This window comes from Xanthobacter lutulentifluminis, assembly GCF_043194675.2.
Taxonomy (GTDB): Bacteria; Pseudomonadota; Alphaproteobacteria; order Rhizobiales; family Xanthobacteraceae; genus Xanthobacter.
Map to the genome: position 1 here is coordinate 4,624,098 of NZ_CM195525.1, position 13,481 is coordinate 4,637,578.

The following is a 13,481-nucleotide window of genomic DNA, read 5'->3' on the forward strand; positions in this document are numbered from 1 at the left end:
CCCTTGCCGTGGGTCACGGCACCCCTCACACTCACCCCATAAAAGAATACAGGCTGGAAACGAAAAAGGGTGGGTTAGAATGCTGGCTCTGGTGTTGATCATCGCCTGCGGCCTTCTGGCCGTGGCTTATGGCGTATGGGCCATCAAATCCCTGATGGCGGCGGACCCGGGAACCGCGCGGATGCAGGAGATCGCATCCGCCATCGCCGAGGGCGCGCAGGCGTACCTCAAGCGGCAGTACACCACCATCGGTCTGGTGGGCGTCGTCATCTTCATCCTCGTGGGCGCGTTCCTCGGCTGGTTCGTGGCCATCGGCTTCGCGCTCGGCGCCATCCTGTCCGGCCTCGCCGGCTTCATCGGCATGAACGTGTCGGTCCGCGCCAATGTGCGCACCGCCCAGGCGGCCACCCTGTCGCTGGCCGGCGGCCTCGACATCGCCTTCAAGGCGGGCGCGGTGACCGGCCTGCTGGTGGCCGGCCTCGCTCTGCTCGGGGTCAGCGTCTACTTCCTGGTGCTCACCGCGGCGCTCGGCTTCGCGCCCAACAGCCGCACGGTGGTGGATGCGCTGGTGGCGCTGGGCTTCGGCGCCTCGCTCATCTCCATCTTCGCCCGTCTCGGCGGCGGCATCTTCACCAAGGGCGCGGACGTGGGCGGCGACCTCGTGGGCAAGGTGGAGGCCGGCATCCCCGAGGATGACCCGCGCAACCCCGCCACCATCGCCGACAACGTGGGCGACAACGTCGGCGACTGCGCGGGCATGGCCGCCGACCTGTTCGAGACCTATGCGGTGACGGTGGTCGCCACCATGGTGCTGGCCGCCATCTTCTTCGCCGCCACCCCGGCGGCCCTCTCCACCATGATGATCTACCCGCTCGCCATCGGCGGCGCGTGCATCCTCACCTCCATCGCCGGCACCTTCTTCGTGCGGCTGGGGCCGAACTCCTCCATCATGGGGGCGCTCTACAAGGGCCTGATGGCCACCGCCGGCTTCTCCATCATCGCGCTGGCCGCGGTGACCTGGCTCCTGCCCGGCTTCGGGCCGATCGCCGGGGTGGGCTATACCGGCACCAGCCTGCTCTTGTGCGGCCTCGTCGGCCTTGCGGTGACGGGCGCCATCGTCGTCATCACCGAATATTACACCGGCACCGGCTATCGCCCGGTGGTGTCGATTGCCCAGGCGTCGGTGACGGGGCACGGCACCAACATCATCCAGGGCCTCGCGGTGTCGCTGGAATCCACCGCGCTGCCGACGCTGGTCATCGTCGCCGGCATCCTGTGCGCCTACGGTCTTGCCGGCCTGTTCGGCATCGCCATCGCCGCCACCACCATGCTCGGCGTCGCCGGCATGATCGTGGCGCTCGATGCCTTCGGCCCGGTCACCGACAATGCCGGTGGCATCGCCGAGATGGCCGGCCTGCCGAAGGAGGTGCGCCAGTCCACCGATGCGCTCGACGCGGTGGGCAACACCACCAAGGCGGTCACCAAGGGCTATGCCATCGGCTCGGCCGGCCTCGGCGCGCTGGTGCTGTTCGCCGCCTACAGCCAGGACCTGAAGTATTTCGTGGCCCAGGCGGCGCCCGGCTCCTACTTCGCCGGCGTGGCGCCGAACTTCTCGCTGGAGAATCCGTACGTCGTGGTTGGCCTGCTGTTCGGCGGCCTGCTTCCGTATCTCTTCGGCGCCATGGGCATGACCGCCGTGGGCCGCGCCGCCGGCGCCATCGTGGAGGAGGTGCGCCGCCAGTTCCGCGAGAAGCCCGGCATCATGGCCGGCACCGAGAAGCCGGACTATTCCCGCGCCGTGGACATGCTGACGAAAGCCGCCATCAAGGAGATGATCATCCCCTCCCTGCTGCCGGTGCTGTCGCCCATCGTCTGCTACTTCGTCATCTATTTCGTGGCGGGGGGCGGGGCGGCCGGCAAGTCGGCGGCCTTCTCGGCGGTGGGGGCGATGCTGCTCGGCGTCATCGTCACCGGCCTGTTCGTGGCCATCTCCATGACCTCGGGCGGCGGCGCCTGGGACAATGCCAAGAAGTCGTTCGAGGACGGCTTCGTGGATAAGGACGGGGTGCGCCACTACAAGGGCTCGGAGGCCCACAAGGCCTCGGTGACCGGCGACACGGTCGGCGACCCCTACAAGGACACGGCGGGCCCGGCCGTGAACCCCATGATCAAGATCACCAACATCGTCGCCCTGCTGCTGCTGGCGGTGCTGGGGCACTGAGGAACAGGCGGGGCGGGCGGTGCGCCGTCCGCTCCGCCCTCGCCCTGCTCTCGCCATCTCCACCCGGCGGGGGCGCCACATGTCCCATGGCCCTTTGGGCCCAAACCGGCCTTAATTGCACGCGCCCGCCGCTCCGCGGCCGGGACGTGGTGCGAGTCGGGGGAGGGGGCATGCGGGCAGTGGTGGATCGCATCTTCAAGCTGAAGGCGCACGGCACGGACGTGCCGACCGAGGTGGTGGCCGGCTTCACCACCTTCCTGACCATGGCCTACATCGTCATCGTCAACCCGCAGATCCTCTCGCAGGCGGGCATCGATCACGGCGCCGCCTTCACCGCCACCTGCCTTGCCGCCGCCTTCGGCTCCCTGGCCATGGGGCTGGCGGCCAATTATCCCATCGCGCTCGCGCCCGGCATGGGGCTGAACGCCTATTTCACCTTCACCGTGGTCAACGGCATGGGCGTGCCGTGGCAGGTGGCGCTGGGGGCGGTGTTCGTCTCCGGCTGCATGTTCCTCGCCATCAGCGTGCTGCGGGTGCGCGAGTGGCTGGTGAATTCCATCCCCATGCCGCTCAAGCTCGGCATCGGCGCCGGCATCGGCCTGTTCCTCGGCCTGCTCGGCCTGAAGGGCATGGGGCTGGTGACCGGCAATGCCGCGACCCTCGTCGGCCTCGGCCATCTCGACCAGCCCTCCACCCTGCTGGCCTGCGCCGGCTTCCTGCTGATGGCGGGGCTCGCGGCGCGGCGGGTGCCGGGGGCGATCATCATCGCCATCGCGGCGGCCACCGTGGCGGGGGTGCCGTTCGGGCTCGTGAGCTTCACCGGCGTGGTCTCTGCGCCGCCCTCGCTGGCGCCCACCTTCCTCGCCCTCGACATCGCCGGCGCGCTGCGCATCGGCATCCTCGGCGTGGTGGCGACCTTCTTCCTGGTGGACGTGCTCGACAACATGGGCACGCTGATCGCCACCCTCTACCGCGCCCGCCTGATGCGGCCGGACGGCTCGGTGCCGCGGCTGGAACGGGTGCTGCTGGCCGATTCGTGCGGCGCCATCGTCGGCTCGATGCTCGGCACCTCCACCACCACCTCGTACATCGAGAGCGCCTCCGGCATCCAGGCTGGCGGACGCACCGGGCTCACCGCGGTGACGGTGGCGGGGCTGTTCCTCGCCTGCCTGGTGCTGGCGCCGCTGGCGCTGGCGGTGCCGGCCTATGCCACCGCCCCGGCGCTGCTGTTCGTTTCGCTGGCCATGATGGCGGCGCTGCGCGACCTGCCGTGGGACGACATGGCCGAGGCCCTGCCGGCCGCCGCCACCACGCTCGGCATCGTCTTCACCTTCTCGATCGCCACCGGCATCGGGCTGGGCTTCATCACCTATGTGGTGGTGAAGACCATCGCCGGCCGGGTGCGCGAGATCCGCGGCGCGGTCTGGCTCATCGCCGCCGCCTCGGCGGTGCTGCTGGCGGTGGAGTAGGGGAGGGCGGTCGACCCCGATGGCGGTTGTGTCCGGGGCGGCATACCAGCCGCAATTCGCATGAGTGCCCCCGCGGCGCTGGCGTTCAGCGCGCCAGGCGTTGCTGTAGCGCGCCCGCGACAGGAAGGGGTCGGGGCATGTTCCTTCGCAAGATCGGGTGACCGCGCGCCGCCGCAATGGTGTGCGCGCTGTGGCCGGCGGGGTGCGCGAGCCCGAGCGTGCCGCGCCCGAGCGTGCAGGAGCGGCTCGATGCGGCGCGGGAGAAGACGCGGGACCAGACCCCGCTCCCGGTATGGGTGGACGTCACCCCCGAGCAGCTGGCCGCCATCGATCCCGAGCGCCTGAAGGCTGAAGGCGCAGCGGTGGTGATCGTGCCCGGCATCCGCGAGACCACCGGGGGCGACCGCCTCGGCCCCCTGAAGGCCGTCGCGCTCCGGGATGCGACATCCAGCACGGGCACGATGGCGCTGCTCGCGCCGCAGGGCACGGAGGCCGAGGTGGCGTTGGGCGTCGCCACGCTGCCGCCGGGCAAGTAGGTGCCGAACGGCGGCCCCGTCCTCTATCGCACCGTGATCCGGCCGGACGGTACGGCGCTGCAGCAGATGGCGACGCCGCGCGGCCACGCCAACATTCCCATCGAGCGGGCCGTGCAGGTCCATGCCGGGGATGTGCTGTATGTCGGCACCATGGTGTTCCTCAGCCGCAATGCCGCGGCCAACGTGGAGCAGATGAAGGTCCGCGACGAGAGCGCCGCCGCCGCCCGCTGGGCCAAGGCGAACACGCCCAACCTCGCGCCCCGCCTGCAGACGCGGCCCATGCCCGGCGTCGAGCACATGCAGTGAGGGGCACCCCTGCGCCCGCTGCGGGGGTGGGGGCACGTCACGCCCTTCCCTCCCGGCGCCTGATCGTGTAGATCACCCGCGACCTGCGCGCCGGGCTTTCATCGCCGTGGCGCGAACATGATGGATTCCATGCAGACGGTTCTGATCGTTATTCACCTCATGGTGGTGCTCGCGCTCATCGGCGTGGTGCTGATCCAGCGCTCCGAGGGCGGCGGGCTCGGCATCGGCGGCGGGGGCGGCGGCTCCGGCGGCTTCTTCACCGCGCGCGGCACGGCGAACGTGCTCACCCGCGCCACCGCCATCCTGGCCGTGCTGTTCTTCATCACCTCGCTGGCGCTGACCATCGTGGCCGGCTGGGGCCGCGCCCCGCGCTCGATCCTGCCGCCGGCGACCCAGGGCCAGAATGGCGGCCCGGCCGTTCCGCAGAGCGGCGGCTCCATCCTTGACCAGATTCGCCCGCAGGGGACCCCGGCCACGCCGGCGGCGCCCGCCGCTCCCTCGGGTCCCCAGGTTCCGCAGTCCCAGTGAGCGCGTCGCCGCCAGCGGCGGCGACATCCCTTCTCCACAGGCGAGGCGAGGCCGGCACCGGCTTCGCCCTCGCCGAATCGCGTTTGCACGAGGTAAGGTCGAGGCCCATGGCGCGCTATATCTTCATCACCGGCGGCGTCGTGTCTTCGCTCGGCAAGGGCCTCGCCTCGGCGGCTCTGGGCGCGCTCCTCCAGGCGCGCGGCTACACTGTCCGGCTCCGCAAGCTCGACCCCTATCTGAACGTCGATCCGGGCACCATGAGCCCGTATCAGCACGGCGAGGTGTTCGTCACCGACGACGGCGCCGAGACCGATCTCGACCTCGGCCACTACGAGCGCTTCACCGGCACCCCGGCCACGAAGCAGGACAACATCACCACCGGCCGCATCTATCAGGACATCCTGACCAAGGAGCGCCGTGGCGACTATCTGGGTGCCACCATCCAGGTGATTCCCCACGTCACCAACGCGATCAAGGACTTCGTGCTGGAAGGCAACGAGGGCTTCGATTTCGTGCTGATCGAGGTGGGCGGCACGGTGGGCGACATCGAGGGCCTGCCCTTCTTCGAGGCCACCCGCCAGCTGAAGAACGAGCTGCCGCGCGGCCACGCCATCTTCATCCACCTCACGCTGATGCCGTACATCCCCTCGGCCGGCGAGCTGAAGACCAAGCCGACGCAGCATTCGGTGAAGGAGCTGCGCTCCATCGGCATCCAGCCCGACATCCTGCTGTGCCGCACCGACCGGGAGATCCCGCGCGAGGAGCGGCGCAAGCTGTCGCTGTTCTGCAACGTGCGCGAGACGGCGGTGATCGAGGCGCGGGACGTGGACAACATCTACGCCGTGCCCTCCGCCTACCACGCCGAGGGGCTCGACAAGGAGGTGCTGGCCGCCTTCAACATCGAGCCGGCCCCCGCGCCCAACCTCAAGCGCTGGACCGACATCGAGAGCCGCGTGCGCAACCCCGAGGGCGAGGTCACCATCGCCATCGTCGGCAAGTACACGGGCCTGAAGGACGCCTACAAGTCGCTGATCGAGGCGCTCGCCCACGGCGGCATCGCCCACAAGACCCGCGTGAAGCTCGACTGGATCGAGAGCGAGACCTTCGAGCGCGAGGATCCTGCGCCCTTCCTGGAGCACGTCCATGGCATTCTCGTGCCCGGCGGCTTCGGCCAGCGCGGCGCCGAGGGCAAGATCCGCGCGGCGCGCTTCGCCCGCGAGCGGCAGGTGCCCTATCTCGGCATCTGCTTCGGCATGCAGATGGCGGTGATCGAGGCGGCGCGGAACCTCGCCGGCATCACCGAGGCCAATTCCACCGAGTTCGGCCCCACCTCCGAGCCGGTGGTGGGCCTGCTCACCGAATGGCTGCGCGGCAACGAGCTGGAGAAGCGCAACTCCGCCGGCGACCTCGGCGGCACCATGCGGCTCGGCGCCTATCAGGCCCGCCTCGCCCCCGGCAGCCGCGCCGAGACCATCTACGGCACCGGCGACATCTCCGAGCGCCACCGCCATCGCTATGAGGTGAACACCGCCTATCGCGACCGGCTGGAGCAGCACGGGCTGAAGTTCTCCGGCATGTCGCCGGACGGGCTGTTGCCGGAAATCGTCGAATATCCGGACCATCCGTGGTTCGTCGGCGTGCAGTTCCATCCGGAGCTGAAGTCGCGTCCGTTCGATCCCCACCCGCTGTTCGCGGCCTTCGTCGGCGCGGCCATGGAGCAGAGCCGGCTGGTGTGACGCAGGGCAGGGGCGGGATGGCAGGTAGCCGAATCCCACCGTCGGCCCTTGCGCTTCGCGTCGTGTCCCGGTCCACTCCCCCTGCGCGCCGAATCCCGCGCGGACCGGAGGAGAAACCATGCGACGCGGCCTCGACCATGTGGTGCACCTCGTCCGCGATCTCGATGCGGCCGGCGAGGTCTATGACCTGCTTGGCTTCACCGTGGGCGCGCGCAACCGCCACCCCTGGGGCACGGAGAACCGCATCGTCCAGACCCCCGGCTTCTTCATCGAGCTGCTGCAGGTGGCGGACCCGGCGCTGATTCCGGTGCCGGAGGAGGGCCAGTTCTCGTTCGGCGGCTTCAACCGCGATTTCCTCGCCGCCAACGGCGAGGGCCTCTCCATGCTGGTGGTGGAAGGCTCCGATCCGGTCGCGGAGAAGGCCGCCATCGATGTGGCCGGCTTCGGCGGGTTCGATCTGTTCCCGTTCGCCCGCAAGGCGCGCCGGCCGGATGGCCAGGAGGTGGACGTGGGCTTCACCCTGGCCTTCGCCCGGGACCCCGCCGGGCCCGACGTCGGTCTGTTCACCTGCACCCAGACGAACCCGGAGAACTTCTGGTCGGCCGATCTCCAGCGCCATTCCAACCAGGTGACGGGCGTCGCCGGCGTGGTGCTGGTGGCGGACGTGCCGGCCGCCCACCAGGCGGTGCTGGAGGCGCTGACCGGCGGCCGGGTCCGGCGCGCGGTGGATGACTGGTACGTGGGCGAGACGCCCCGCGGCAATGTGGACGTGATGACCCGCGCCCTGTTCACCGACCGCTATGGCGTGCCGGCCCCCGGCGCCGAGGGGCTGCGGCTGGCGGCGGTGCGCTTCACCACCCCGGGCGCGCCCCAGCTGCGCCGCTCGCTGGCCGCCCGCCGCATGGTGGAGGAGGCGATCGAGGGCATCATCGTGGTGCCACCCCGCGCGGCGCTGGGCGCGACGCTGGTGTTCGAGCTGGCCGAGGGCGCCGAGGGCTGAAGTCCGGATATTTCCTGAAGAGAAAACTTTCGCATCGTCCCGAAACCGGGCTAGATGGAACGGGGGCCGTTTCCCCCGCCGGCGCGCGGACGGCCGCGCGCCTGATCCTCCGAGCGGCGGGGACGACCCCGCCACCCGTGGTCTTCTCTCATGGCATGGATCTATCTGCTGGTTGCCGGCCTCATGGAAATCGCATGGGCGCTGGGCATGAAATATTCCGAAGGCTTCACCCGCCTGTGGCCCAGCGCCTTCACTCTCGCGGCCATCGCGGTCAGCCTGTTCCTGCTCTCGCTGGCGCTGCGGGGCATTCCCATCGGCACCGCCTATGCGGTGTGGGCGGGCATCGGCACGGTGGGCACGGCGCTCGCGGGCATCCTGTTCTTCTCCGAATCGACGGATCTGCTGCGCCTCGCCTCCATCGGCCTGATCGCGGCGGGCATTGTCGGGCTCAAGCTGGTCACGCCCTGAGCCGGAAGGCGCGGGGGCATTTCGCGCATTCGCGATTTAGCGAAACGGGCAAAATGCTCTATTGAGGCGGCGCCGCCGCAGAAGGCGGCCCGCCCGCGCGGCCGGATTCCCCGCATCACCGGTTTGCAAAACCGCTGCCTGCGTCGGCCGGCCGCCTGCGGCGCCTGACAGGGACACGACCGATGAATGCCGCTCCGCCCCCCGCCACGCCCCTCGCCATCGTCGAGGCCGGCCCCGTGCGCTTCGGCAACGACCTGCCCCTCGCGCTGATCGCCGGCCCCTGCCAAATGGAGAGCCGCGAGCACGCGCTGGAGGTGGCGACCGCGCTGAAGGAGATCGCGCAGCGGCGCGGCATCGGCCTTATCTTCAAGACCTCGTTCGACAAGGCCAACCGCACCTCGCTCTCGGCCCGCCGCGGCATGGGGCTGGACGCGGCGCTGCCGGTGTTCGCCGAGATCAAGGAAAAGCTGGGCCTGCCGGTGCTCACCGACATCCACGAGATCGACCAGTGCGCCCGCGCCGCCGAGGTGGTGGACGTGCTGCAGATCCCCGCCTTCCTGTGCCGCCAGACCGACCTTCTGGTCGCCGCCGCCCGCACCGGGCGGGTGGTGAACGTGAAGAAGGGCCAGTTCCTCGCCCCCTGGGACATGACCAACGTGGTCAACAAGATCACCGGCGCCGGCAACGGGCGGGTGATGGTGACCGAGCGCGGCGCCTCCTTCGGCTACAACACATTGGTGTCGGACATGCGGGCGCTGCCCATCATGGCCAAGACCACCGGCGCCCCGGTGATCTTCGATGCTACCCACTCGGTGCAGCAGCCGGGCGGGCAGGGCGCCTCCTCCGGCGGGCAGCGCGAGTTCGTGCCGGTGCTGGCCCGTGCCGCCGTGGCGGTAGGGGTGGCCGGCGTGTTCATCGAGACCCATCCCGATCCGGACAAGGCGCCCTCCGACGGGCCGAACATGGTGCCCCTGACGCAACTGGAGGGGCTGATCGCCATGCTCCAGGCGTTCGATGCGGTTGCCAAAGCGCATCCCGTCACCATCTGAAAGCAGCTTGAGCGTTACGGCCGGCGGCTCGCGCCGGTGTTCCGGGCGCCCTGTGTTTGCCACGGCCGGACCCCCGTGTATGGTCTCGCGCCCCGACATCTGAAGAGACCTGGAATGGCCCGCGACACCCTCGACGCGACCCCGATTTCCAACCGCGACGAACTGGTCGCCTGGATGGAGGAAGGGTGCAAACCGGAGCGGGCCTTCCGGATCGGCACCGAGCACGAGAAGATCCCCTTCACCCTCGGCCGGCACGAGCCGGTGCCCTACGAGGGCGAGAAGGGCATCCGCAAGCTGCTGGAGGGGATGCGCTCGCTGCTCGGCTGGGAGCCCATCATGGAGGGCACCACCATCATCGGCCTCGCCGATGTCACCGGCGGGGGCGCCATCTCGCTGGAGCCGGGCGGGCAGTTCGAGCTGTCCGGCGCGCCGGTCTCCACCATCCACGAGACCTGCTCGGAGCTGAACGCCCACCTCGCCCAGGTGCGCGAGGTGGCGGAGCCGCTGGGCATCGGCTTCCTCGGCATCGGCATGAGCCCCAAGTGGTCGCGCTCCGAGACGCCGGTGATGCCCAAGGGCCGCTACAGGATCATGGCCAACTACATGCCCAAGGTGGGCGCGCTCGGCCTCGACATGATGTTCCGCACCTGCACCGTGCAGGTGAACCTCGATTTCTCCTCCGAGGCGGACATGGTGAAGAAGATGCGCGTCGGCCTCGCGCTCCAGCCGCTGGCCACCGCGCTGTTCGCCAACTCCCCGTTCACCGAGGGCAAGCCCAACGGCTTCCTCTCGTTCCGCTCCGAGATCTGGCGCGACACCGACAACAACCGCTCCGGCATGCTGCCGTTCGCCTTCGAGGAGGGCTTCGGCTTCGAGCGCTATGCCGATTATGCGCTCGACGTGCCCATGTATTTCGTGAAGCGCGGCGACCGCTACATCGACGTGGCCGGCACCTCCTTCCGCGACCTCCTCGCCGGCCGCCATCCCCTGCTGCCGGGCGAGACGGCGACCCTCTCCGACTGGGTGAACCACCTCTCCACCATCTTCCCCGAGGTGCGGCTGAAGCGCTTCCTGGAGATGCGCGGCGCCGATGCCGGCCCCTGGGCCAAGCTGTGCGCGCTGCCCGCCTTCTGGGTGGGCCTGCTCTATGACGCGCAGAGCCTCGACGCCGCGTGGGAGGTGGTGAAGGACTGGACCGCCGAGGAGCGCCAGCAGTTGCGCGACGACGTGCCCCGCCTCGCCCTCAAGGCGGAAATTCGCGGCCGGCCCCTGCGCGAGGTGGCGCGCACCGTGCTCGCCTTGTCGCAGGCCGGGCTCCAGCGTCGCAACCAGCTGGACCGGCAGGGCCGCGACGAGACGCGCTTCCTCGAGCCGCTGGAGCGGATCGTCCTGTCCGGCGAGCCGCCGGCCGAGCGCCTGCTGGAACGCTACCGCGGCGAGTGGGACGGCTCCATCGAGCCGGTGTTCCAGGCGCTCGCCTACTGAGGGAGCCGCGGTCGGATCGGGCCCGGCGGCTGGCGCGGCGCCGGGACGCGCCACGGGTGAATGGTGCCGGCAGGGCTGTGCGCGAGCCACCTGTCCTGTGCTCGTGCCCGTCGGGTTCCGCCGCACGTTGAGCGCCGGGGCGCCGCCCGGGTCTTGGCGCCGCCCGGGTTTTCGCGCCGACCGGGGAGGGCACGGCCTCAGGCTGTTTCGGCCGTGAGTCGCCTTGGTGCGAGCAACTCCGCCGTCTCGCCGCGCACCTGGACCGTCAGCGGTCGCCGCGCGGGGCCCGCCGTACCTCTGCGCCATGAGCCTAACGCATGTTAGCCATGCGTGCGTGCCATGACGTCCCCATCCCGGCGCGGCCGGATCGTTCATCCGTCAGGGCTTGCCGCCGTTTCCGGCGGGCCGGGCAGGCGCGGTCGCGACGGGCGGGGGCTGCACGGCATTGGCGTGGCGCGGGTGCGTGCTCTAGGGTCGGTTTTCCCTCCGGAACGCTTGCATGCCCCCTGCCAGCAGCCCTGCGGATCGGCCATTCGGCCCCCGCGACCTTGTTCTTTACATCATCACCATCCTGATCTTCGGCTCCGGCTGGCTGCCGATGAAGCTGCAGCTGGGCGCGGTCGCGCCCGAGGTGTCGGCCACCTGGCGCTTCCTGGCGGGGCTGCTGGTGATGCTGGCGGTGGTGCTCGCCACCGGCGGGCGGCTGCTGTTCCACGCCCGCGACCATCTCCTGTTCGCGGGGCTGGGGGCCACCCTGTTCTCGCTGAACTTCCTGTCGTTCTACTATGCCGGCTACCACCTGCCGTCCGGCCTCATCTCGGTGATGTTCTCGTTGTCGGCGGTGCTCATCCCGCTGTTCTCGGCCGTGCTGCTCGGCGTGCCGCTGCGCCGGCGCGTCCTCATCGGCGCGGCGGTGGGCGTGGCGGGGCTGGGGCTGGTGTTCGGGCCCAGCATCGCCGACGGTCAGGGCATCCACGGGGTGTGGGAAGGGCTGGGGCTGGCGTTCTCCGGCACCATCTGCTTCGCGCTCGGAACCCTTCTGTCCGGCGTCGCCGGGCGGCGCGGCTATCCGGTCTCGTCCATGACCTTCTGGGGCTTCTTCTACGGCTTCCTCATCCTGCTCGCGGTCAGCCTGGCGCGCGGACAGACGTTCGCGCTGGAATGGACTCCGCGCTACCTCGGCTCGCTGGCGGTGCTGGTGGTCGTGCAGACGCTGCTGGGATTTGCGGTGTTCATGCAGCTGGTCCGGCGCATCGGCGCGAGCCGCGCGGGCTATGGGACCGTGATCTATCCGCTGGTGGCGCTGGCCCTGTCGACCGTGTTCGAGGGCTATCACTGGACGCTGGCGGCCGCCTGCGGCATCGCGCTGGTGCTGGCGGGCAATCTCATGGTGCTGCGCCAGCCCGCGGCGACGCCGCCTGCAGCGCCGCCGCCGGTGGGCAGCTGAGGAGGCGGCGCCCCCTCAGCCGGCGCGGCTTCAGCCGCCGGTGACGATCACCGGCATGCGGGCCGCCGGAGGGGTGTTGCGCGAGCGCTGGGTGCGGACCACGCCGTCGATCACCGTCATGCACACGCCCGGCAGGTCGCCGAGGCGCACGCTGTCGAGGATGGTGTTGCCCGGCGAGTGCTGGGCCTTGTCCATCAGCACGAAGTCGGCGGCGCGCCCCACCTCGATCAGGCCGCAGTCCAGCGCGCGCATGCGGGCGGTGTTGCCGGTGGCGAGGCAGAACGCCTCCTCGGCCGGCAGCTCGCCGAGGGAGGAGAGCATGGACACCATGCGCAGGATGCCCAAGGGCTGCACGCCCGAGCCGGCCGGCCCGTCGGTGCCGAGGATGACGCGGTGGAGCTCGCCCAGCTCGCGCGCCACCCGCAGGGTGTAGAGCGCCGAGCGCTCGTTGCCGTTGTGCACGATCTCGAGGCCGCGCTTGCAGCCCTCGCAGATGCAGCGGATCTGGTTGTCGGGCAGCGCGGTGTGGCCGCCGTTGATGTGGCCCACCACGTCGGTGTCGGCCTCCAGCACCACGTCCTTGTCGATGAGGCCGGAGCCGGGGATGGAAGGCCCGCCGGTGTGGATGGTGGACTGGATGCCGTACTTGCGCGCCCATCCCACCATCTTGCGGGCGGTGGGGCCGTCCTTCACGCCGCCGAGGCCAACCTCGCCGAGCAGCTTCACGCCGGCGGCGGCGAGCTCCTTGAAGTCCTCTTCCGTCATCTCGTTCTCGATGACGGGCGCGCCGGCATGCACCTTCACGCCGGACGGGCGGAAGGCGGAAAAGGCGCGCTGGGCGGTGATGGCCAGCGCCTTCACGCCCACCACGTCCTTCGCCCGGCCGGGGTAATGCACCTCGCCGGCGGAGATCATGGTGGTGACGCCGCCGTGCAGGGAGGAATCGATCCAGTTGATCTGGCTCTGCCGCGGGGTCCAGTCGCCGGCGACCGGGTGGACATGGCTGTCGATGAGGCCGGGGGTGAGGGTGCAGCCGTTGGCATCCACCAGCGTGGTGGCGTGCTCGGTGTCCACGTCCTTCTCGCGGCCGATGGCGGCGATGCGCCCGTCGATGGCGACCACCGTGTCCGCGTCGAGGATGGGCCGCGCAAGGTCCCCACTCAGGATCAGTCCGATGTTGCGGATGACGAGCTTGGTGGGGCCGCTCGGGGCAGCGGGTGCGTCATGGGCCATGGT

The 13,481-nt window shown here is 70.2% G+C and carries 12 protein-coding genes; 11 read left to right on the top strand and 1 reads right to left on the bottom strand.

Annotation, left to right across the window (positions count from 1 at the left end; translation table 11 throughout):
- The first annotated feature begins 79 nt into the window (after window positions 1–79).
- From V5F49_RS21455 to V5F49_RS21505, 11 genes are all read left to right on the top strand, one after another.
- On the top strand, window positions 80–2,221 hold the full coding sequence (locus V5F49_RS21455) for a sodium-translocating pyrophosphatase (protein WP_394115292.1): 2,142 nt from the start codon (window positions 80–82) through the stop codon (window positions 2,219–2,221).
- Window positions 2,222–2,400: 179 nt separating this feature from the next.
- A complete protein-coding gene (locus tag V5F49_RS21460; RefSeq protein ID WP_394115401.1) occupies window positions 2,401–3,690 on the top strand; it encodes an NCS2 family permease in 1,290 nt (429 codons plus the stop codon).
- Between the two features lie 218 nt (window positions 3,691–3,908).
- Window positions 3,909–4,226: a hypothetical protein gene (locus V5F49_RS21465; RefSeq protein ID WP_394115293.1), complete on the top strand. Its 318-nt coding sequence runs from the start codon at window positions 3,909–3,911 to the stop codon at window positions 4,224–4,226.
- Window positions 4,227–4,532, top strand: a complete 306-nt coding sequence (locus V5F49_RS21470) for a hypothetical protein (RefSeq protein ID WP_394115294.1) — start codon at window positions 4,227–4,229, stop codon at window positions 4,530–4,532.
- A 129-nt stretch (window positions 4,533–4,661) separates the two neighbouring features.
- On the top strand, window positions 4,662–5,060 hold the full coding sequence (secG, locus tag V5F49_RS21475) for a preprotein translocase subunit SecG (protein WP_394115295.1): 399 nt from the start codon (window positions 4,662–4,664) through the stop codon (window positions 5,058–5,060).
- A gap of 107 nt (window positions 5,061–5,167) precedes the next feature.
- A complete protein-coding gene (gene pyrG, locus V5F49_RS21480) occupies window positions 5,168–6,796 on the top strand; it encodes a CTP synthase (protein ID WP_394115296.1) in 1,629 nt (542 codons plus the stop codon).
- Between the two features lie 118 nt (window positions 6,797–6,914).
- A complete protein-coding gene (locus V5F49_RS21485; protein ID WP_394115297.1) occupies window positions 6,915–7,796 on the top strand; it encodes a VOC family protein in 882 nt (293 codons plus the stop codon).
- Between the two features lie 150 nt (window positions 7,797–7,946).
- Window positions 7,947–8,264: a quaternary ammonium compound efflux SMR transporter SugE gene (gene sugE / locus V5F49_RS21490; protein WP_394115298.1), complete on the top strand. Its 318-nt coding sequence runs from the start codon at window positions 7,947–7,949 to the stop codon at window positions 8,262–8,264.
- Between the two features lie 182 nt (window positions 8,265–8,446).
- The gene (gene kdsA / locus V5F49_RS21495; RefSeq protein WP_394115299.1) at window positions 8,447–9,313 is read left to right on the top strand and encodes a 3-deoxy-8-phosphooctulonate synthase; all 867 of its coding nucleotides are present in this window, start codon (window positions 8,447–8,449) and stop codon (window positions 9,311–9,313) included.
- Window positions 9,314–9,427: 114 nt separating this feature from the next.
- Window positions 9,428–10,798: a glutamate--cysteine ligase gene (locus V5F49_RS21500; RefSeq protein ID WP_394115300.1), complete on the top strand. Its 1,371-nt coding sequence runs from the start codon at window positions 9,428–9,430 to the stop codon at window positions 10,796–10,798.
- A 499-nt stretch (window positions 10,799–11,297) separates the two neighbouring features.
- Window positions 11,298–12,245 carry a DMT family transporter gene (locus V5F49_RS21505; RefSeq protein WP_394115301.1) on the top strand — a complete coding sequence of 316 codons (948 nt, stop codon included), beginning with the start codon at window positions 11,298–11,300 and terminating at the stop codon, window positions 12,243–12,245.
- A 30-nt stretch (window positions 12,246–12,275) separates the two neighbouring features.
- Here V5F49_RS21505 and V5F49_RS21510 read toward each other — a convergent pair whose 3' ends face one another.
- Window positions 12,276–13,478 (bottom strand): amidohydrolase family protein, encoded by a 1,203-nt coding sequence (locus tag V5F49_RS21510; RefSeq protein ID WP_394115302.1) that lies wholly within the window; start codon window positions 13,476–13,478, stop codon window positions 12,276–12,278.
- Between the last annotated feature and the right edge of the window lie 3 nt (window positions 13,479–13,481).